This is a genomic window from Streptomyces sp. CA-294286, from assembly GCF_050947155.1.
Classification (GTDB): domain Bacteria; phylum Actinomycetota; class Actinomycetes; order Streptomycetales; family Streptomycetaceae; genus Streptomyces.
Genome location: NZ_CP192005.1, coordinates 4,339,454 through 4,360,103 on the forward strand (window position 1 = coordinate 4,339,454; position 20,650 = coordinate 4,360,103).

The following is a 20,650-nucleotide window of genomic DNA, read 5'->3' on the forward strand; positions in this document are numbered from 1 at the left end:
CACGGATGTGGCTAACATCACGTCCAACCCCGGCAAGGATGCCGAAGCGTTACGGAGGTGCGCCGTGCTGCCAGTGCGAGGCCGATCGTCCAGCCCGTGGGGCAGTGTGTGGCGCGGCGCGTGGGGCGTGCGCACCACGTGGACCGTCGTCGGCGACGGCGAGTTCTTCTGCCCCGGCTGCGGCGGCGACCGCAACTACGCCCGGCGCACCGGCCGCCGGCGCCTCACCGTGCTCGGCGTGCCGCTGGTGGCGCGCGGCCTCGTCGGCCCGAGCGTCCGGTGCGCCTCCTGCGAGCGCGAGTTCGGGACCGAGACGCTCGACCACCCCACCACGGTCCGCTTCTCCGCGATGCTCCGCGACGCCGTCCACACGGTCGCCCTCGCCGTCCTGGCCGCCGGAGGCACCTCGTGCCGCACGGTCACCGGCACCGCCGCCGCGACGGTCCGCTCCGCCGGATTCGAGGACTGCACGGAGGACCAGCTCATCCTCCTGATGCAGGCCCTCACCGCGGACCGGGGACGCCCCCGGGCAGACGCGGCCGAGCCCGGGGCGGCACACGCGCGGGGGGCGGACGAGCCGGACTTCCCGTGCAGCGCCTCCCTGGCCGTCGAACTGCACGAGGCCCTCGAACCCCTCGCACCCCATCTGGCGACAGCGGGACGGGAGTCGCTCCTGCTCCAGGGCGCCCGCATCGCCCTCGCCGACGGCCCCTACAGCCCGGCCGAGCGGGAGGTCCTGACGAGGGTCGGCACGGCCCTCCAGCTCTGCCCGCAGGACACGGCCCGGCTGCTGGCCGCGGCCCGCACACCGTCCTGAGCGAGGTCGGCCCCGCCCGCCAGGAGGTGACGCGGCCCGCACACCGTCCTGAGCGGGCCTGTCGCGCCAGCCAGGAGGTGCCCGGCGGGCGCGACAGGCCCGCCCGCCGGGCAGGGGAGCCCCGCCCGCCAGGAGGTGCCCCTCGGCCGCCCCTGTGCCAGGTTTGTTCGCATGGCGCACGAGAACAGCGGGGCAGCGGCTGGTGAGCACGACCGCGGGCGCGGGTGGAGCGGGCTGACGCTCACCACGGGCGCGTTCCTGTTCCTGCTGCTGCGGCTGTTCGCCGTGTCGGACTACCAGTGGCACACGGCCTTCGCCGTACTGCACACCCTCGACCTTGAGGACAGCATCGGAATCGTCCTCGGCACGGTGATGGCCGACTCGGTCGCCGCCGCCGTCCTGCTGTCGGTCCTGCTGCCCGCGTTCCTGTTCCGGGTGCTGGGCGGTCTCGTCCTCGCGGCACGGCTCCGGCGCGGACAGAGATCCGGCGGGGCGCGGGGGCCCGCGGGGGACCCGGGCGGGCCGTACGCGTCCGCGCAGGACCCGGCCGGCGGGCGGCGTCCCGACAGGCAGCGGGCGGACCTCTCCGGGCTGGTGATGCTGGCCCTCGTGGTGGCCGGGGTGGTGGCGTACGCCACCAGCTTCCACGCCTGGTGGCTGCTGCTGGTGTCCGCGGCGGTGACGGCCGCGGCGGTCGGCGTCGGCCTGCTCGCCCGGCGCGGACGCGGGCAGGTGGGCGAGGCCTCCCGCTGGGCGGGACGCCACCTCGCGGGCCTGGTCGTCGCCCTGGCGATCATCGGGCTGCTGGTGAGCGCGGCGGTCGTCCGCACACCGTGGATGCCGCTGGAGCGGGTCGCCGTCGAGGGAGCGGCGGAGCCCCTGGTGGGCTATGTGCTGGAGGCGGAACCGGGGTTCTTGAAGTTCCTGACGGCGGACGACCGGGAGTTCCTGATCCTGAACGACCAGGACGTCGCCTCCCGTACGGAACTCGTCGCGCACTAGCCGCGCCGTCGGCGGCCGGGAACGCGGCGGTGCGGGGCCCGGAGCGGGTCCCGAGCGGGGCTCGGAGGGCCGCGGCGGGGATCACGGGCGGCGGGGCGCCTCCGGGGCGTCCGCCGGGCCCGGGACATGTGTGGGACTCGGGGCGCCGGGGGACCCGGGAGCGTCCGGGGCCGGGGCGGGCGAGGGGCTGTCCGTGGCGGGCCCCGGGGACTCGGAGGTGCGCGGGGCCGGGGAGTGCGCGGGCGGTACCGGGGCCGGGTCGAGAGGGCTTCCGGGCAGCAGTACGAGCAGGCACACGGCCACCACGGCGGCCGCCGCGCCGAGCACGGCGTACGCGACCCGGCGCACCCGGCGCACCCCCCAGGTCCGGCCCTGCGGGGGCGCGTCGCGGCGCAGGTCCTGAGGGGTGACCAGGGCGGCGCGGGCGGCGAACGCGGCGCGCAGGCGCTCTTCCGCGCCCGCGCCGGGCCCCGTACCCGGGCCGGTCGTGCGGGGAGTGCTCATCGGGTGGTCCCCAGCTTCTTCTCAAGGGTGTCCAGGGCGCGGCTCGCGGTGGACTTGACGGTCCCGCGCGACAGGCCGAGGGTCTGGGCGATCTGCGCCTCGGTCAGCTCCGACCAGTACCGCAGGACGAGGACCTCGCGCTGCCGGTGGGTCAGCCGGGCGAGCGCGTCGAGGACCTGGCGGTGCTCCTCGGCGAGCAGCAGACCTTCGTCGACGGGCGGCCCGGCCGTCTCGTGCGGCGGCGCGTACGCGCGCGCGGTACGCCTCCTGCGCAGGACGGAGCGGGCCGCGTTGACGACGGCGGTGTGCAGGTACGCCCCCGGGTCCTGGAGCCCGGCCAGCCCGGTCCCGTGCGTGCGGCACACCGCGGCGAACGCGTCCTGGACGACGTCCTCGGCGGTGTGCAGATCGTCCACCAGGAAGAGGGCGAGGCGGACCATGTCGAGGCGGCGGGCCCGGTAGAGGTCGGTGAGCGTGGGCGGGCGCGGGTCCTCGCCGGCCTCGTGCCCGTACGGGCCGCCGACGGCCCGCAGCGGGCGGGCCTCGTTCCGGGCGGCCCCGGTCTCCCTGGTCCCGGTCGTGCGGGCCAGCAGGCGGGACCACCACGGGGCGATGCGGGGGGCGGCGTACGCGACGTACTGCATGGGCCTCGATCCGGTGGTGCGGGCGGTGCGGGCGGTGTCGGTGGTACGCGCGGTGCCGGTGCGCGAGCCGTGTGGCGGTGCGAATGGTGCGCGCGGTGCCGGTGGGCGAGCCGTGTGGCGGTGCGAATGGTGCGGGAGGTGCGACATGGTGCTGGCGGTGCCGGTGGGCGAGCCGTGTGGCGGTGCGAACGGTGCGGGTGGGGCGGTTTGGTGCCGGTGGGGCGGTGCGGAGTGGTGCTGTTGAAGCAGTGCGGGTGGGGCGGGCGGGCCTGCGCGTGGGCCTGCCCGCCCCGGTGTGCCGGGGTGTTCCGGCGGCTACTTCGCGGGCACGGGCGCGGGGACGCCCGTGCCGGGCGAGACGACGCGCGGGACGTCGGCGGGGGCAGGGGCAGGGGCCGGGCCGCCGTGGCCCGGGGCCGGCGCGGGCGCCGGGTTCCCCTCGGCCGGGGCCGGGGCCGGGGCGGGGGCCGGAGCGGGGTTGCCGTCGGCGGGAGCGGGGGCCGGAGCCGGGTTGCCCTTGGCGGGGGCCGGGGCGGGTGCCGGGTCGACGTCGGCCGGGGCGGGCGCCGGGGCGGGGACGGCGGTGTCCGGGGCGGTGACCGCGGGCGCGGCAGCGGGCCCGGGGCCCGAGTCGGCGACGGCGACGGCGGTGAAGGCACCGCCCAGGAGGACGGTGAGACCGGTGACGGCGGTGACGAGGCGGGGTCGTTTCAAGGACATGGGTGTCTGTCTCCCGAGGAAGTCTGGAACTGGAACACGAACTGAAGGGCGCCTTCACCCCACCAGACGTGCGTGACCGCGGGAGGTTGCGGCCGGATCTCGGAAACTTTCCGACAGGACGGGAGCGGGGACCGGCCCGGGGCCGCCGGAGGTGCTACGGCCGCGGCCGTCGGAACAGCCGACGCCCGGTGGAGCCCCCGTCCGTACGGAACATCCACGCCCTGCACGCCCGCCCTCATCCGTACGGATCATCCGCGCCCTGCACGCCCGCCCCCGCCGGTACGGGACATCCGCGCCCTGCACGCCCTTCGCGCCCGCCCCCCGTCCGTACCGGACCCCCGCACCCTGCACGCCCGCCCCCGTCCGTACGGGACAATGGCGTCCATGAGCCTGTTCCGTGACGACGGCATCGTCCTGCGCACCCAGAAGCTGGGCGAGGCGGACCGCATCATCACGCTGCTCACCCGTCATCACGGCCGCGTCCGCGCCGTGGCCCGCGGCGTCCGCCGCACGAAGTCCAAGTTCGGCGCCCGCCTGGAGCCCTTCTCACACGTGGACGTGCAGTTCTTCGCGCGCGGCAGCGAGCTGATCGGCCGCGGCCTGCCGCTCTGTACCCAGGGCGAGATCATCGCCCCGTACGGCAGCGGCATCGTGACCGACTACGGCCGGTACACCGCCGGCACGGCCATGCTGGAGACCGCGGAACGGTTCACCGACCACGAGGGGGAGCCCGCCGTACAGCAGTACCTCCTGCTGGTCGGCGGCCTGCGGACGCTGTCGCGTGCCGAGCACGCCCCGAACCTCATCCTCGACGCGTTCCTCCTGCGCTCCCTCGCCGTCAACGGCTACGCCCCCAGCTTCGACGACTGCGCCAAGTGCGGCATCGACGGACCCAACCGGCTGTTCTCCGTCTCGGCGGGCGGGGTCATATGCGGTGACTGCCGGGTGCCCGGCAGCGTCGTACCCTCTGCGGAGGCCGTCGCGCTGCTGAGCGCCCTGCTCACCGGGGACTGGACGGCCGCCGACGCGTGCGAGCCGCGGCACGCGCGTGAGGGCAGCGGACTGGTGTCGGCGTATCTGCACTGGCATCTGGAGCGCGGGCTGCGCTCGCTCAGGTACGTAGAGAAGACGTAAGGCAACAAGGGAGAGCACAGCCATGGCACGACGCGGGATTCTGGGACGCACCAGGCGCGAGTACAAGATCCCCGAGCCGCACCCGTCCGGCGCCCGCCCCCCGAGGATCCCCGACGAGCTGATCCCCGAGCACGTGGCCATCGTCATGGACGGCAACGGCCGCTGGGCCAAGGAACGCGGGCTGCCGCGCACCGAGGGCCACAAGGTGGGCGAGGGGGTGGTGCTCGACGTGCTGAAGGGGTGCCTGGAGATGGGGGTCAAGAACCTGTCCCTGTACGCCTTCTCCACCGAGAACTGGAAGCGCACGCCCGACGAGGTCCGCTTCCTGATGAACTTCAACCGGGACGTCATCCGCCGCCGCCGTGACGAGATGAACGAGCTCGGCATCCGGATCCGCTGGGTCGGGCGGATGCCCAAGATGTGGAAGTCCGTCGTCCAGGAACTCCAGGTCGCCCAGGAGCAGACCGTCGACAACGACGCGATGACCCTGTACTTCTGCGTCAACTACGGCGGCCGGGCGGAGATCGCCGACGCCGCGCAGGCCATCGCGCGGGACGTGGCGGCCGGGAAGCTCGACCCGTCGAAGGTCAACGAGAAGACCTTCGCCAAGTACCTGTACTACCCGGACATGCCGGACGTGGACCTCTTCCTGCGGCCCAGCGGCGAGCAGCGCACCTCCAACTACCTCCTGTGGCAGAGCGCCTACGCCGAGATGGTCTTCCAGGACGTGCTGTGGCCCGACTTCGACCGGCGCAACCTGTGGGACGCGTGCTACGCGTACGCCCAGCGTGACCGGAGGTTCGGCGGCGCGATCCCCAACGAGCAGCAGACGCCGTCCGCTTCGCCCCTGCCGCAGGTACCCGAACAGGGCTGATGGCCGCGCCCCCGGCAGTATCATTTCGCCGAAGGAGGCACGGGCGCACCGGCCGGGCACACAGGCTTCCTGGGGCGGGGGTACGGGGTGGCCGAACGACTCGTGGTGTCGGGCGCGGTGACGGGGCGAAGACGCCTCGACGCGGCACTGCTTCTGGTCGAGGACGACGCGGCCGACGCCCTGCTGTTCACGGACGTGCTGGAGGAGAGCGACCTCGCGGCCGACGTCCACTGGTGCACCTCTCTGGATGAGGCGCGCAAGTTCCTCGGCGGGCACATCGGGCCGGTGTGCGTACTGCTCGACCTGCACCTGCCCGACGTACGGGGGCTGGACGCCGTGCGCCAGGTGCTCGCCGCGCACCCGGACGCGGCCATCGTCGTTCTGACCGGTCTCGTCGAGAGCGAGGCCGGTCACACCGCCGTGGCGGAGGGCGCCCAGGACTACCTGGTCAAGGGGCGCCTCGACGCGGAGACCCTCAGCAGGGCCGTGCGGTACGCCGTGCAGCGCAAGCTGGTCGAGCAGGCGTCGGTGGCCCTGCACGCGGGACGCCTGCGCGCCGAGGAGAACGCCCGGCTCGAACTCGGCCTGCTGCCCGTGCCGTTGATGCGCGGCACCGGCTTCGAGGTGGACGCCCGCTACGACCCGGGGCGCGAACAGGGACTGCTCAGCGGGGACTTCTACGACGTCGTGCAGACCGCCGACGGAACCGTGCACGCCGTCATCGGCGACGTGTCCGGTCACGGGGCGGCGGAGGCGGCGCTCGGGGTGTGTCTGCGGGTGGCGTGGCGGGCGGCGGTCCTCAGCGGCTGCACGGGGCCCGCCCAGATCCGGCTCCTCGAAGAGATCATGGCGGCCGAGCGGTCCGCCCAGCAGGTCTTCGCCACCCTGACGAGCCTGGTCTTCCCGCCCGACCGGCGCTCGGTGCGCGTGGTGCGGGCGGGCCACCCGGGGCTGCTCGTACGGAGCCCCTCGGGCACCACCTGGTACGACCCGCCCGGCGGCATGGCGCTCGGCATCGCCCCAGGCACCGGCGTCTGGCCCGAGACCGACCTCCCCCTGGAACCCGGCACCGGCATCGTCGTCTTCACCGACGGCCTCTTCGAGGGCCTCACCGGGCCGAGCACCCGGCTCGGTGAGCACGGGCTGCTGTCCCTGGCACGCGAGTACGAGGCGCTGCCCGCCCACCAGTTCGTGCAGACGCTCGTCCAGGCGGCGACCGACGCCGCCGCCCCGCACGGCGGACTGGCCGACGACATAGCCGTACTCCACCTGGCGTGGGGAAACGGCTGAGATGGAAGGGAAAGCCTCCGGAACCGGACGCGACGGCCCCACGGCCGACGGGACCATCGCCGACGGGACCATCCCCGAGGGACCCACCGGCGACGGCCTCACCACCGGCGGCACCGGCGGCCGGGAGCCCGCGGGCAACGGGCCCGCCGGCCCCCGGCAGCACGTCGGCGACCGTCCCGCCGGCCCCCGCGGGTCCGTCGGGCCCGTCGGGTTCGGGCGGCTCTCGGTACGCGGCTGGATCCGGCTCGTCCTTTGCACCATGGCCGCCCTGCTGCTGCTCTGCGCGTCCGTCGGCGCCGTCCTCCTGGGACGGACCAGCAGCCGCAACACCGAACTCGTCGACCACATCCAGCCGGGCCGGTCCGCCACCCTCCAGCTCCAGAAGGCCCTCCTCGACCAGGAGTCCGGCGTCCGCGGCTTCGCCCTCAGCGGCGACGAGGCGTTCCTCGCACCGTACGAGGAAGGGGTCCGCGACGAACGCCTCCACCGGGCCGAAGTGGCCCGGCTCCTGGGCGCCGGGGGCCGGCTGGGCGGCGACCTCGCGGCGGTCACGCGCAAGGCCGCGCAGTGGCGCCAGGAGCAGGCCGACCCGCTGATCGCCGCGATCCGCTCCGGTGCGAGCGTCGACTCCGTGCAGCCGCGGGTCGACGCCGGCAAGCGGCGCTTCGACGAACTGCGCGACCTGCTGCGTGCCCAGGAGCAGCACCTGGTGCAGGCCCGCGACGAGGCCCGCGACGACATGATGACGCTGCGCGTCCTGCGGGACTGGGTGTTCCTCGGGATGCTCGCGGTCATCGTCGCGACCGGCGGCCTGCTGGCGCTGCTGCTCAACCGCATGGTCGTGTCCCCGCTGAACGCGCTGCGCGCCGCCGCCGACCAGGTCGCCGGCGGCGAGTTCGACCGGCGGATCGAGGTGCCGGGCCCGGCGGACGTACGGGCCGTCGGCCGCTCGGTGGACTCGATGCGGCGGCGCATCGCGGGGGAGCTGACGCAGGCCAGGGCGCGGGAGCGCGAACTCGCCGGGCAGGCCGCCGACCTGGACGCCCAGGCCACCGAACTGCGGCGCTCCAACGCCGAGCTGGAGCAGTTCGCCTACGTCGCCTCGCACGACCTGCAGGAGCCGCTGCGCAAGGTCGCCTCGTTCTGCCAACTGCTGGAGAAGCGGTACGGGGACGTCGTCGACGCGCGCGGCAAGCAGTACATCGACTTCGCGGTGGACGGGGCGAAGCGCATGCAGATCCTCATCAGCGACCTGCTGACCTTCTCGCGGGTGGGGCGGCTGGACGACGCCCCGGTGCGGGTCGCCATGGACGACGTGCTCGCCGAGGCGCGTCGCAACCTGGCGGTGGCGGTGGCGGAGGCCCAGGCACGGATCGAGGTGCGGGGCCGCCCGCTGCCGGTCGTCGTCGGCGATCCGGCCAGCCTGGTCATGCTGTGGCAGAACCTCCTCGGCAACGCGGTGAAGTTCCGCCACCCCGAACGTCCCGTGCACGTCGTCGTGGACTGCGAACGGGAGGGCGGGCACTGGCACTTCAGCGTCCGGGACAACGGAATCGGCGTGCCCGCGGAGTTCGCCGAGAAGGTCTTCGTCATCTTCCAGCGGCTGCACTCCCGCGACGAGTACCCGGGAACCGGCATCGGGCTGGCGCTGTGCCGGAAGATCGTCGAGTACTACGGCGGGACGATCCGCCTGGACACCGGAGTGCCGGAGGGGGCCGGAGTGTGTTTCAGCCTGCCGGTGGCGGAACAAGCCGTACCTTCCGGCGACACGGCCGGGACGACAGGAGCGAACGCATGAACACCACGCCCGCCCACTCCATCGAAGTGCTTCTCGTCGAGGACGATCCGGGGGACGAGCTGATCACCCGTGAGGCGTTCGCCGACAACAAGATCCGCAACCGGCTGCACGTGGTGCGGGACGGGCAGGAGGCGTTCGACTTCCTGTACCGGCAGGGTGCGCACACCGACGCGGTACGGCCGGATCTGATCCTGCTGGATCTGAACCTGCCGAAGTACGACGGGCGGCAGGTGCTGGAGCGGATCAAGAAGGACGAGGATCTGGCGCACATCCCGGTGGTGGTGCTGACCACGTCCTCGGCGGAGGAGGACGTGCTGCGCAGTTACAAGCTGCACGCCAACGCGTACGTCACCAAGCCGGTGGACCTGGAACAGTTCATCGCCGCGGTGCGGCAGATCGACGACTTCTTCCTGACCGTCGTCCGTCTGCCGCCCCGATAGCACCCGGCGGCCGGGCCCGCACGTCCCCCTCCTCCCGTCCTCCCGCCGGCGGCACCCCTGGGCGGCGGGGCCGCGCCCGGGGGCGGGACGGGCCGGCGGGGCGGGACGGGCCGGCAGGGGGCGGACCCTCCGCGGAGCGCCCACCGCCCCACGCCCACCCCCCGCCCGGCACCCCGCCGCCCGAGAGGACTCAGGCCGGGCGCCCCCGCGGGCGGACCGCCCCGCCGCACCCTCCCTAGCTCACCTGCGCCTTGTCGTACGCCGCCTTGACCTCCGCCCCGAAGTACGGCCCGAACATCCGCCCCGGCAGGAAGGTGTAGCCGAAGCTGTTCACCGACGCCTGGAGCCCCGTCCCCGTCGCCTCGTCGAACGAGTTGAACCAGGGGCCGCCGCTGGACCCGCCGGTCATGTCGCAGGCCATGCTGTGGTCCTTGGAGAACAGGAAGTCCCTCGTCGTGTTCCCCGAGCAGTAGATGAGCCGCTTGCCGTCGTACGGCGCCGCCGCCGGGAAGCCGAACGCGTACATCGGCTTGTTGTAGCCGCCGTTGAACTGGAGGCCCTGTGCCCCGACCACGTCCGCGAGCCGCTGTCCGTTCAGCGGGTTCACCACCGCCAGGCCGACGTCGTAGTTGATGTCCTCGCTCGCCGCCCACTGGTCGGTGGCGGAGGTCTTCGACGCGGTCCACGTACCGTACGGCGTCGCGCCGTCGTGGTACGCGGGGACGAACACCCAGTTCGTGTGCCAGGCGCCGCCCATCTTGACGCAGTGTCCGGCCGTCACGACGGTCGACTTGTTCTGGCTGGTGACGGAGTTGCCCGAGCAGGAGGCCGTGCGGCCCTGGTACGTGAAGAACACCCGGCCGGAGGTCTTCACGACCGCCCCGCCGCCGGTCCACGCCCCGCCCTTCTGCGGGAACGCCTTCGTGGACGGGACGGAGGAGACGGGCCCGCCGGCCTTCGCCGGGTTCACCTTCGAGGGGGACACCTTCAGCAGGTCCAGCGGTTTCGCGGAGCGCATCCGCTCCGGCGTCCAGAAGTCCCGGACCTGCTGTTCGGCGGCGAGAGCGGGGGAGGAAGTGGGGGAGGGGGTGCCGGCCGCCGCGGAGGCGGGGACCGCTCCGGTGGCGAGCAGGCCGCCTACGGCAGCGGCCAGGCCGAGCATCGCACTGTGGGGACGACGTCTCACGCTAACTCCTTCTGCGAAGAGGGGAGCGGTGCGGAAATCGGTGTGCGACAGGCAGGGTGACATGGAACTGACGAGCTGTCAGGCGTGCGGGCGAGGGTTGGCCGAAAAGTGGCCGTCAATGCCGAACACCCCAACTCCTCGGGGGAGTTGGGGTGTTCGCGTGCCCTTCACCGGGCGGGCCGGTCACTTCTCGGGCCGCGCGTCACCGGTCGAGGCGCCGCAGCCCGGTGGCCGCCGCGCTCAGGCGGCCGCGCACTCGGCACATGTGCCGAAGATCTCCACCGTGTGCGCCACGTTCACGTACCCGTGCTGGGCCGCGATCGACTCCGCCCACGTCTCGACCGCCGGACCCTCGACCTCGACCGCCTTGCCGCACTTGCGGCACACCAGGTGGTGGTGGTGGTCGCCGGTCGAGCAGCGCCGGTAGACCGACTCGCCGTCGCTCGTCCGCAGCACGTCGACCTCGCCCGCGTCCGCCAGGGACTGAAGGGTGCGGTAGACCGTGGTCAGGCCGACCGAGGCGCCCTTGTGCTTGAGCATGTCGTGCAGCTCCTGGGCACTGCGGAACTCGTCCACCTCGTCCAGCGCCGCCGCCACGGCGGTCCGCTGCCGGGTGGATCGCCCACGTACCGGCGCGGCGTTCGCCGCCGCACCGCTCGGCGCCGTCGTCACAGGTGCCTCCTCTGGTCGCCCATTACGCGAATAGATACGTCGGGCCATTGTGCCAGGGCTGTCGAGAGGTGCGCTCACACCTTCGCCACGTCGGGTGCGCCCACCGTCTCCGACGGGAGCCCCGGCGTGGCGTTCGCGCGGGAGCGCCGCCGTGCCAGCGGCGTGGCGAGGAGCGTCAGCACGATGAACACACCGATGGCCAGCAGCACGATCGTCGCGCCGGGCGGCACGTCGTACTGGTACGAGGTGACCGTTCCGCCCAGGGTCACCGCGGTGCCGATGGCGACGGCCAGGACGAAGGTGACGGTGAAGCTGCGCGAGATCTGCTGCGCGGCGGCCACCGGCACCACCATCAGCGCGCTGACCAGCAGCAGCCCCACCACCCGCATGGCGACGGTGACGGTCACCGCGGCCGTGACGGCGACGAGCAGGTTCAGCAGGCGCACCGGCAGTCCGGTCACCCGCGCGAACTCCTCGTCCTGGCTGACCGCGAACAGCTGCCTGCGCAGGCCCATCGTGACGAGGACGACGAAGGCCGCCAGGACGACGATCGCGGTGACGTCCTGACTCGACACCGTGGAGAGCGAGCCGAAGAGGTACGAGGAGAGGTTGGCGTTGGAGCCGGTCGGGGCGAGGTTGATCAGCAGCACACCGCCGGCCATGCCCCCGTAGAAGAGCATCGCGAGGGCGATGTCGCCGCGCGTCTTGCCGTACCAGCGGATCAGCTCCATGGCGACCGAGCCGACGATCGCGACGGCGGTCGCCGTCCAGATGGGGCTGGCGGAGAGCAGGAAGCCGAGGCCGACGCCGGTCATGGCGACATGGCCGATGCCGTCGCCCATCAGCGACTGGCGGCGCTGCACGAGGTAGATGCCGATCGCGGGGGCGGTGATGCCGACCAGGACGGCGGCGATCAGGGCCCGCTGCATGAACGGGGTGCTGAAGATGTCCAGGAGTTCGCTCATGATCAGCCCAGCAGTCCCGTCGGTACCCCGGCCGCGGCGGCGTGCACGGCGTCCGGGTGGCAGTCTTCCTTGGTCAGGTGGTGCGCGTCGTGGCCGGGCAGCAGGCCCCCGGCAGGCGGCGGCCCGTCGTGCACGACGAGTCCGTCGCGCAGGACGACGGTGCGGTCGATCAGGGGCTCCAGCGGGCCAAGTTCGTGCAGTACCAGCAGTACGGACACCCCGGCCGCGACCTGCTCGCGCAGCGTCGCCGCCAGGATCTCCTGGCTGGCCAGGTCCACTCCGGCGAGCGGCTCGTCCATGATGAGGAGTTCCGGTTCGCAGGCCAGGGCGCGGGCGATCAGCACCCGCTGGTGCTGGCCGCCGGACAGGGCGCTCACCGAGTCCTTGGCCCGGTCGGTGAGCCCGACCAGGTCGATCGCCCGGCTCACGGCCGCCCGGTCGGCCCGGGAGAGCAGTCCGAGGCGGGCCCGGGACAGCCGCCCGGACGACACCACCTCGCGGATCGTGGCGGGCACCCCGCCCGCGGCGGTGATCCGCTGCGGTACGTAGCCCACCCGCGCCCACTGCTTGAAGCGCCGCAGCGGGGTGCCGAACAGTTCGACCGAGCCGCCGGTGAGCGGCACCTGCCCGATGACGGAGCGGACGGCGGTGGACTTGCCGGAACCGTTGGCTCCGAGCAGGGCGACGACCTTGCCGCGCTGCACGGCGAGGTCGACTCCGCGCAGCACGGGGCGCGAGCCGAGCGTGGCGGTGGCCGCGCTCAGGGATATGACGGCGTCGCTCTGGCTCACTGAACGCTGCACTGCTCGCGCCTCCGATGCGGGGTGGGGGTGGGACGGGATCACTTGGCGCCGAGGGCCTTCTTCAGCGCGTCGAGGTTGGACTGCATGACCTCGATGTAGTCCGAGCCCTTGGACTTGTCGGTGATGCCTTCGAGCGGGTCCAGGACGTCCGTCTTCAGGCCGGTGTCCGCGGCGAGGGTTCTGGCGGTCCTGTCGCTGGCCAGGGTCTCGAAGAAGACGGTGCTGACCTTGTCTTCCTTCGCGATCTTCTGGAGCTGCTTGATGCGGGCGGGGCTGGGCTCCGACTCGGGGTCGACGCCGCTGATGCCCTCCTGCTCCAGACCGTACCGCTCGGCGAGGTAGCCGAAGGCGGAGTGGGTGGTGATGAAGGTCTTGGTGGTGGTGTTCTTCAGACCGTTCTTGAACGCCGTGTCCAGGCCGTCGAGCTTGCCGACCAGGGTGTCGGTGTTCTTCTGGTACGTCGCGGCGTTGTCCGGGTCGGCCTTCTCCAGGGCCTTGCCGACGCCCTTGGCGATCTCGGCGTACTTCACCGGGTCCAGCCAGACGTGCGGGTCGGAGCCGGCCTCGTCGTGGCCGTGGCCGTGGCCCTCGTGCCCGGCCTCCTCCTTCTCCGCGTGACCGTGCTCGTCGCCGTGCTCCTCGCCCTCGCCGTGCTCGTGGCCGCCCGCCCCGGTGCCGTGCGACTCCAGCTTCGTCAGGGACGTGGCGTCGACGGTGGCCTTCGCCCCGGACTGCTTCACGGCCTCGTCGACGGCCGGCTGGAGGCCCTTGAGGTAGACGATCAGGTCGGCGTCGGAGAGCTCCGCGGTCTGCTTGGGCTTCAGCTCCAGGTCGTGCGGCTCGACGCCCGGCTTGGTGAGCGGAGTGACGGCGACCTTGTCGCCGCCTATCTCCTCCGCCAGGTACTGCATGGGGTAGAACGACGCGATCACGTTCAGCTTGTCGGCGCCGTCCCCGTTCTTGTTGTCCGCGGCGGTCGAGGAGCCCCCGCAGGCCGAGAGGGTGACCAGGCCCAGGGAGACCGCGACTGCGGTGGCGGTGACAGGTATGAGGCGTCGTACGTTCATGACACTCATTTTCAACAAAAGTGGAAACGATTGTCAATAGTGCTGTTGTCCGCTCTGTCCCCCATACCGATTTGATCCGGGGCCCCTGCACGCCGGTAACCTGAGGCATTCGCCGGGCCGCGCCGGGTCGTGGTCGTGCAGGGGGACCGCGCGCCGGGGGCAGTCAGTGGGACCGGCGGACCTCACAGACCTTCGTCGTCGTAATGAAGAGAGCACCGTGGCCGCCGACAAGATCGAGACCATCGTCAGCCTGAGCAAGCGCCGTGGCTTCGTTTACCCGTGCAGTGAGATCTACGGCGGCTCCAGGGCTGCCTGGGACTACGGTCCGCTGGGTGTCGAACTCAAGGAGAACATCAAGCGTCAGTGGTGGCGCGCGATGGTCGTCGGGCGCGAGGACGTGGTCGGCATCGACTCGTCGGTCATCCTTGCCCCCGAGGTGTGGGAGGCGTCCGGTCACGTCCAGACCTTCTCGGACCCGCTCACCGAGTGCACCGCCTGCCACAAGCGGCACCGCGCGGACCACCTGATCGAGGCGTACGAGGCCAAGCACCACGGTCGCGCCCCGGAGAACGGCCTGGCCGACGTCAACTGCCCGAACTGCGGCACCAAGGGCCAGTTCACCGAGCCCAAGCAGTTCTCCGGCATGCTCCAGACGCACCTCGGCCCCACCCAGGACACCGGCTCCGCCGCGTACCTGCGCCCCGAGACCGCACAGGGCATCTTCACCAACTTCGCCCAGGTGCAGCAGACTTCCCGCAAGAAGCCGCCGTTCGGCATCGCGCAGATGGGCAAGTCCTTCCGGAACGAGATCACTCCGGGCAACTTCATCTTCCGCACGCGCGAGTTCGAGCAGATGGAGATGGAGTTCTTCGTCAAGCCGGGCGAGGACGAGCAGTGGCAGGAATACTGGATGGAGCAGCGCTGGAACTGGTACCTGGACCTCGGCATCAACCCCGAGAACATCCGCTGGTACGAGCACCCGGCCGAGAAGCTCTCGCACTACTCCAAGCGCACCGCCGACATCGAGTACCGCTTCAACTTCGGCGGCAGTGAGTTCTCCGAGCTCGAAGGCGTCGCCAACCGCACCGACTTCGACCTGAAGGCGCACTCCAAGGCATCCGGCCACGACCTGGTCTACTTCGACCAGGAGGCCAACGAGCGCTGGACGCCGTACGTCATCGAGCCGGCCGCCGGTGTCAACCGCGCGATGCTCGCGTTCATGCTCGACGCGTACCGCGAGGACGAGGCGCCCAACGCCAAGGGCGTCATGGAGAAGCGCGTCGTCATGGGACTCGACCCGCGACTGGCCCCCGTCAAGGTGGCCGTCCTTCCGCTGTCCCGCAACCCGCAGCTCTCCCCGAAGGCCAAGGGCCTCGCCGCGGACCTGCGCAAGAACTGGAACATCGAGTTCGACGACGCGGGCGCCATCGGCCGCCGCTACCGCCGTCAGGACGAGATCGGCACCCCGTTCTGCGTCACCGTCGACTTCGACACCCTCGACGACAACGCGGTGACCGTGCGCGAGCGCGACACCATGAAGCAGGAGCGCGTCTCCCTGGACATGATCCAGGAGTACCTGGCGGTCCGGCTGCTCGGCTGCTGACCCGTTCGTACTCCTCGGGGCCCCCGGTGCGCCTCCGCGCGGCCGGGGGCTCCGGCGTGACCTGGCCTCCGGCCGGGAAAGCTGGTGCGACCGAGTACGGGGAGCGGGTACCGTCAGACGCATGTTCTTCCAGACGCCGATTTACGAGTGAGAGCGCGACGGGCCCCCGCCGACGTCCTGTGACGTCGCCGCGCCCGTCCCCCACCGGCGAAATCCGTAGATCACTTCACTTCATCCGGGAGAACCCGTGACCACGAGCAAGAACATCAACAACCCCATCGGCCAGGGCGGCGGCCAGCGCAAGAGGCAGTCCCGCGACGAGCGCGCCAACAACGGCCCGCACCGCAACGCCGACCGGCAGAGCGCCGCCGACCAGAAGGCGGAGCTGGTGCGCAAGATGCGGGAGAAGGCCGCGGCCGAAGGCACCCCCGCGGACGGCGACAGCGCCCAGGGCTGACGCCCGCGCAGCCGTCCGCCCCGCGGACGACTGAACACGCCGTCCGCCCCGCAGCGGACGACTGCACGCCGGGCAGGGCCCGGACACCGCGGCACGCGGGGTCCGGGCCCTGCTGCGTCAAGGCGGGGGTCCGGCGCGCTCGGCCCGGGTCCAGGAGCCCGGACCGGCAGGCAGGCCGCGGGGCGGGGCCCGGGTGCCGCGTGGGGGACAATGAGGTAATGACCTCGCTCCACATCGGCCCCCATGTCGTGCAGCCGCCCGTGGTGCTGGCTCCCATGGCCGGCATCACGAACGCGCCGTTCCGCACCCTCTGCCGCGAGTTCAGCGGCGGGAAGGGCCTGTTCGTGAGCGAGATGATCACGACGCGGGCGCTGGTCGAGCGCAACGAGAAGACCATGCAGCTGATCTACTTCGACGCGAGTGAGACGCCGCGCTCGATCCAGCTGTACGGGGTCGACCCGGTCACCGTCGGCAAGGCGGTCCGCATGATCGTGGACGAGGACCTGGCCGACCACATCGACCTGAACTTCGGCTGCCCGGTGCCGAAGGTGACCCGCAAGGGCGGCGGTTCCGCCCTCCCGTACAAGCGGCCCCTGCTGCGCGCGATCCTGCACGAGGCCGTCGGGAACGCGGGCGACCTGCCCGTCACGATGAAGATGCGCAAGGGCATCGACGACGACCACCTCACGTACCTCGACGCGGGCCGGATCGCCGTCGACGAGGGCGTCACGGCCATCGCGCTGCACGGCCGCACCACCGCCCAGCACTACGGCGGCACCGCCGACTGGGACGCCATCGCCCGGCTCAAGGAGCACGTCCCGGAGCTCCCGGTGCTCGGCAACGGCGACATCTGGTCGGCGGACGACGCGCTGCGGATGGTGCGCGAGACCGGCTGCGACGGGGTCGTCGTGGGGCGCGGCTGCCTCGGGCGGCCGTGGCTGTTCAGCGATCTGGTGGCGGCCTTCGAGGGGCGCGAGGAGCGGGTGACGCCGACGCTGCGGGAGGTCGCGGTCGTCATGCGGCGGCACGCGGAACTCCTCGGCGAGTGGATCGGCGACGAGGCACGCGGTGTCATCGACTTCCGCAAGCACGTCGCCTGGTACTTGAAGGGCTTCTCGACCGGAGGCGAGATGCGCAAGAGGCTCGCCACGGCCTCGTCCCTGGCGGAGATGGATGCTCATCTGAGCGAGCTGGACCTGGACCAGCCGTGGCCGGAGGGCGCGGACGGCCCTCGTGGCCGTACGTCCGGAAATGGGCGGGTCGTCCTGCCGGATGGCTGGCTGAAGGACCCGTACGACTGTGCGGGCATCAGTGACGAAGCGGAGTTGGACACGTCCGGAGGGTGAGATCCGGGTCCCGATACAGGGGAGCGGGCGGCGTGATTCTCGCCACGCCTGATGGTGTAGTCGCTCAGATGAGCACTTGGCGGCGGAATGCAATTCCCAAAGGGTGGCACCCAGTGCCACCCTTTCTCTTTTCACTTTCCCGGGTCTTGCCTCACGGAGCGTCGACCCTGCGGGTGCTCGTGCTGGCTGTGCGTGGTGATGTGTTCGACTCTTGAACAAAGTGGCGACGGAGGTGGCGGGCGCGGACCGCTTTCGATCTGCTGGCGGACAGGCGGTTAAAGCCGTATGACGGTTAAGTGGACGTACCCAGACACCTTCGATCTGGGTATGTTCCTCGCCGTCAGGGCAGCCACCGCGTCTTTGAGGAGCCGAGACCCGTGTCGGAAAACAAAGAACCCCACGTAGTTGCGCACTCCACCGCGCAGAAGTTCGTCTACGACTTCACCGAGGGGAACAGGGACCTCAAGGACCTCCTCGGGGGCAAGGGTGCGAACCTCGCCGAGATGACCAATCTCGGTCTGCCGGTGCCTCCGGGGTTCACCATCACCACCGAGGCCTGCAAGGTCTACCTCGACAGCGGCGACGCCCCCAAGGAACTGCGCGACGAGGTCAGCGCGCACCTGGACGCCCTTGAGGCGAAGATGGGCAAGAAGCTCGGCCAGGCGGACGACCCGCTCCTGGTCTCGGTCCGTTCCGGCGCCAAGTTCTCGATGCCCGGCATGATGGACACGGTCCTCAACATCGGCCTTTCCGACAAGTCCGTCACCGGACTCGCGAAGCAGGCCGGCGGGGACGAGCGCTTCGCCTGGGACTCCTACCGGCGGCTGATCCAGATGTTCGGCAAGACCGTCCTCGGCGTGGAGGGCGAGCTCTTCGAGGACGCGCTCGAAGAGGCCAAGACGGCCAAGAAGGTGAAGGTCGACACCGACCTGGAGGCCGCCGACCTCAAGAAGGTCGTCAAGAAGTTCAAGAAGATCGTCTCCGACGAGTGCGGCCGCGACTTCCCGCAGGACCCGCGCGAGCAGATGGACCTCGCGATCAACGCGGTCTTCGACTCGTGGAACACCGACCGCGCCAAGCTCTACCGCCGCCAGGAGCGCATCCCCGGCGACCTGGGCACCGCGGTCAACGTCTGCTCCATGGTCTTCGGCAACCTCGGCCCCGACTCCGGCACCGGCGTCGCCTTCACCCGCGACCCGGCCTCCGGCCACCAGGGCGTCTACGGCGACTACCTGCAGAACGCGCAGGGCGAGGACGTGGTGGCGGGCATCCGCAACACCGTCCCGCTCGCCGATCTGGAGTCGCTCGACAAGAAGTCGTACGACCAGCTCATGCAGATCATGGAGACGCTGGAGACCCACTACAAGGATCTCTGCGACATCGAGTTCACCATTGAGCGCGGTCAGCTCTGGATGCTCCAGACCCGCGTCGGCAAGCGCACCGCCGGCGCCGCGTTCCGCATCGCCACGCAGCTCGTCGACCAGGGCCTGATCGACGAGGCGGAGGCCCTCCAGCGGGTCAACGGCGCCCAGCTCGCCCAGCTGATGTTCCCGCGCTTCGACGACCAGGCGAAGACGCAGCTGCTCGGCCGCGGCATCGCCGCCTCGCCCGGCGCCGCCGTCGGCAAGGCCGTCTTCGACTCGTACACGGCCGTCAAGTGGTCGCGTTCGGGCGAGAAGGTCATCCTGATCCGCCGCGAGACCAACCCCGACGACCTTGACGGCATGATCGCCGCCGAGGGCATCCTGACCTCGCGCGGCGGCAAGACCTCGCACGCCGCCGTCGTCGCCCGAGGCATGGGCAAGACCTGTGTCTGCGGCGCCGAGGAGATCGAGGTCGACACCAAGCGCCGCCGCCTGACCGTCGGCAGCACCGTGGTCGAGGAGGGCGACGTCGTCTCCATCGACGGCTCCTCCGGCAAGGTCTACCTCGGTGAGGTCCCCGTCGTCCCCTCGCCGGTCGTGGAGTACTTCGAGGGCCGGATGCACGCCGGCGCCGACGACGCCGACGAGCTGGTCGAGGCCGTGCACCGGATCATGGCGTACGCGGACCGCCGCCGCCGGCTGCGCGTACGGGCCAACGCCGACAACGCCGAGGACGCGCTGCGCGCCCGCCGCTTCGGCGCCCAGGGCATCGGCCTGTGCCGCACCGAGCACATGTTCCTCGGCGAGCGCCGCGAGATGGTCGAGAAGCTGATCCTCGCGGACACCGACGACGAGCGCGAGGAGGCCCTCAAGAGCCTGCTGCCCTTGCAGAAGAAGGACTTCATAGAGCTCTTCGAGGCGATGGACGGCCTGCCGGTCACCGTCCGCCTGCTGGACCCGCCGCTGCACGAGTTCCTGCCCGACATCACCGAGCTGTCGGTACGCGTCGCCCTCGCCGAGTCCCGCAAGGACGCCAACGAGAACGACCTGCGCCTGCTCCAGGCGGTCCACCGCCTGCACGAGCAGAACCCGATGCTCGGCCTGCGCGGCGTCCGCCTGGGCCTGGTCATCCCCGGCCTGTTCACCATGCAGGTCCGTGCCATCGCCGAGGCCGCCGCGGCCCGCAAGAACGCCAAGGGCGACCCGCGCGCGGAGATCATGATTCCGCTCGTCGGCACCGTGCAGGAGCTGGAGATCGTCCGTGAGGAGGCCGAGACGGTCATCGCCGAGGTCGAGGCGGCCCACGGCATCGACCTCAAGCTGGCGCTCGGCACGATGATCGAGCTGCCGCGCGCCGCCATCACCGCCGGTCAGATCGCGGAGGCCGCCGAGTTCTTCTCCTTCGGCACCAACGACCTGACCCAGACGGTGTGGGGCTTCTCCCGCGACGACGTCGAGGCGTCCTTCTTCACCGCGTACCTCGAAAAGGGGATCTTCGGCGTCTCCCCGTTCGAGACGATCGACCGCGACGGCGTCGGCGCGCTGGTCAAGCAGGCCGTCGAGGCCGGCCGCAGGACCCGCCCCGACCTCAAGCTCGGCGTCTGCGGCGAGCACGGCGGCGACCCGGAGTCCGTGCACTTCTTCCATGAGGTGGGCCTGGACTACGTCTCCTGCTCGCCGTTCCGCATTCCGGTCGCCCGGCTGGAAGCGGGCCGCGCGGCAGCCCAGTCGGCGGGCAGCGACAGCCGCTGACGTCCTTCCCGCGAGACCACCGGATCCGCCGCCGGAAACCTTCCCCACCCTCACCCCGGCGAACGATCCGGCTCCTGCGGAGCGGCGGCACCCTGTGCGGGGGTGCCGCCGCTCCGGCGCGTCCGGCCCCTGCGGCCACGGGCGCCGCGCCGGACGGAGCACGGCCGGGGAGAGCCGCGGGACGCGGGCCGCTCGCGCAGGGCCCTTGCGAA

The 20,650-nt window shown here is 71.7% G+C and carries 19 protein-coding genes; 11 read left to right on the forward strand and 8 right to left on the reverse strand.

Translation table 11 applies throughout. From position 1 onward, the window contains the following. The first annotated feature begins 64 nt into the window (after positions 1–64). Positions 65–817, forward strand: coding sequence for a TerB family tellurite resistance protein (locus ACQPZG_RS23895; protein WP_433547769.1), 753 nt, complete (start codon positions 65–67; stop codon positions 815–817). 171 nt (positions 818–988) lie between these two features. Continuing rightward, positions 989–1,819 carry a hypothetical protein gene (locus tag ACQPZG_RS23900; RefSeq protein ID WP_433547770.1) on the forward strand — a complete coding sequence of 277 codons (831 nt, stop codon included), beginning with the start codon at positions 989–991 and terminating at the stop codon, positions 1,817–1,819. Positions 1,820–1,900: 81 nt separating this feature from the next. Here the strand turns inward: ACQPZG_RS23900 and ACQPZG_RS23905 are convergent, their stop codons facing one another. From ACQPZG_RS23905 to ACQPZG_RS23915, 3 genes are all read right to left on the reverse strand, one after another. Further along, on the reverse strand, positions 1,901–2,323 hold the full coding sequence (locus ACQPZG_RS23905; RefSeq protein WP_433547771.1) for a hypothetical protein: 423 nt from the start codon (positions 2,321–2,323) through the stop codon (positions 1,901–1,903). Beyond that, the gene (locus ACQPZG_RS23910) at positions 2,320–2,967 is read right to left on the reverse strand and encodes an RNA polymerase sigma factor (RefSeq protein WP_433547772.1); all 648 of its coding nucleotides are present in this window, start codon (positions 2,965–2,967) and stop codon (positions 2,320–2,322) included. Before ACQPZG_RS23910 ends, ACQPZG_RS23905 begins: the two co-directional genes overlap by 4 nt. A gap of 315 nt (positions 2,968–3,282) precedes the next feature. Beyond that, entirely contained in the window at positions 3,283–3,687 is a 405-nt protein-coding gene (locus ACQPZG_RS23915; RefSeq protein ID WP_433547773.1) for a hypothetical protein, read from the reverse strand. Between the two features lie 384 nt (positions 3,688–4,071). Between ACQPZG_RS23915 and recO the strand changes: the two genes are divergently transcribed. The 5 genes from recO to ACQPZG_RS23940 all read left to right on the forward strand — a co-directional run bounded on the left by recO (position 4,072) and on the right by ACQPZG_RS23940 (position 9,223). Continuing rightward, positions 4,072–4,821 carry a DNA repair protein RecO gene (recO, locus tag ACQPZG_RS23920; RefSeq protein WP_433547774.1) on the forward strand — a complete coding sequence of 250 codons (750 nt, stop codon included), beginning with the start codon at positions 4,072–4,074 and terminating at the stop codon, positions 4,819–4,821. A gap of 22 nt (positions 4,822–4,843) precedes the next feature. After that, a complete protein-coding gene (locus tag ACQPZG_RS23925; protein WP_433547775.1) occupies positions 4,844–5,695 on the forward strand; it encodes an isoprenyl transferase in 852 nt (283 codons plus the stop codon). A gap of 87 nt (positions 5,696–5,782) precedes the next feature. Further along, positions 5,783–6,985 (forward strand): PP2C family protein-serine/threonine phosphatase, encoded by a 1,203-nt coding sequence (locus tag ACQPZG_RS23930; RefSeq protein ID WP_433547776.1) that lies wholly within the window; start codon positions 5,783–5,785, stop codon positions 6,983–6,985. Between the two features lies 1 nt (position 6,986). Beyond that, positions 6,987–8,783 (forward strand): sensor histidine kinase, encoded by a 1,797-nt coding sequence (locus ACQPZG_RS23935; RefSeq protein WP_433547777.1) that lies wholly within the window; start codon positions 6,987–6,989, stop codon positions 8,781–8,783. Beyond that, entirely contained in the window at positions 8,780–9,223 is a 444-nt protein-coding gene (locus tag ACQPZG_RS23940; RefSeq protein WP_433547778.1) for a response regulator, read from the forward strand. The genes ACQPZG_RS23935 and ACQPZG_RS23940 overlap by 4 nt, the downstream gene beginning before the upstream one ends. Before the next feature lie 235 nt (positions 9,224–9,458). On the opposite strand, the gene ACQPZG_RS23945 is transcribed toward ACQPZG_RS23940, so the two are convergent. The 5 genes from ACQPZG_RS23945 to ACQPZG_RS23965 all read right to left on the reverse strand — a co-directional run bounded on the left by ACQPZG_RS23945 (position 9,459) and on the right by ACQPZG_RS23965 (position 13,916). Beyond that, positions 9,459–10,385: a trypsin-like serine peptidase gene (locus tag ACQPZG_RS23945; protein ID WP_433549522.1), complete on the reverse strand. Its 927-nt coding sequence runs from the start codon at positions 10,383–10,385 to the stop codon at positions 9,459–9,461. A gap of 264 nt (positions 10,386–10,649) precedes the next feature. After that, positions 10,650–11,081 carry a Fur family transcriptional regulator gene (locus ACQPZG_RS23950; protein WP_185026285.1) on the reverse strand — a complete coding sequence of 144 codons (432 nt, stop codon included), beginning with the start codon at positions 11,079–11,081 and terminating at the stop codon, positions 10,650–10,652. A gap of 74 nt (positions 11,082–11,155) precedes the next feature. Beyond that, on the reverse strand, positions 11,156–12,046 hold the full coding sequence (locus tag ACQPZG_RS23955) for a metal ABC transporter permease (RefSeq protein ID WP_433547779.1): 891 nt from the start codon (positions 12,044–12,046) through the stop codon (positions 11,156–11,158). A gap of 2 nt (positions 12,047–12,048) precedes the next feature. Next, positions 12,049–12,837: a metal ABC transporter ATP-binding protein gene (locus ACQPZG_RS23960; RefSeq protein WP_433547780.1), complete on the reverse strand. Its 789-nt coding sequence runs from the start codon at positions 12,835–12,837 to the stop codon at positions 12,049–12,051. 50 nt (positions 12,838–12,887) lie between these two features. Next, complete coding sequence (locus ACQPZG_RS23965; RefSeq protein WP_433547781.1) at positions 12,888–13,916, reverse strand: metal ABC transporter substrate-binding protein; 1,029 nt, start codon at positions 13,914–13,916, stop codon at positions 12,888–12,890. A gap of 217 nt (positions 13,917–14,133) precedes the next feature. Here ACQPZG_RS23965 and ACQPZG_RS23970 point away from each other — a divergent pair, with 217 nt between their 5' ends. The 4 genes from ACQPZG_RS23970 to ppdK all read left to right on the forward strand — a co-directional run bounded on the left by ACQPZG_RS23970 (position 14,134) and on the right by ppdK (position 20,438). Beyond that, on the forward strand, positions 14,134–15,519 hold the full coding sequence (locus tag ACQPZG_RS23970) for a glycine--tRNA ligase (protein WP_185026277.1): 1,386 nt from the start codon (positions 14,134–14,136) through the stop codon (positions 15,517–15,519). A 247-nt stretch (positions 15,520–15,766) separates the two neighbouring features. Next, entirely contained in the window at positions 15,767–15,976 is a 210-nt protein-coding gene (locus ACQPZG_RS23975; protein ID WP_433547782.1) for a DUF6243 family protein, read from the forward strand. Between the two features lie 218 nt (positions 15,977–16,194). Continuing rightward, positions 16,195–17,322, forward strand: a complete 1,128-nt coding sequence (dusB, locus tag ACQPZG_RS23980; RefSeq protein WP_433547783.1) for a tRNA dihydrouridine synthase DusB — start codon at positions 16,195–16,197, stop codon at positions 17,320–17,322. 377 nt (positions 17,323–17,699) lie between these two features. After that, positions 17,700–20,438, forward strand: coding sequence for a pyruvate, phosphate dikinase (gene ppdK / locus ACQPZG_RS23985; RefSeq protein WP_433547784.1), 2,739 nt, complete (start codon positions 17,700–17,702; stop codon positions 20,436–20,438). The last annotated feature ends 212 nt before the right edge of the window (positions 20,439–20,650 follow it).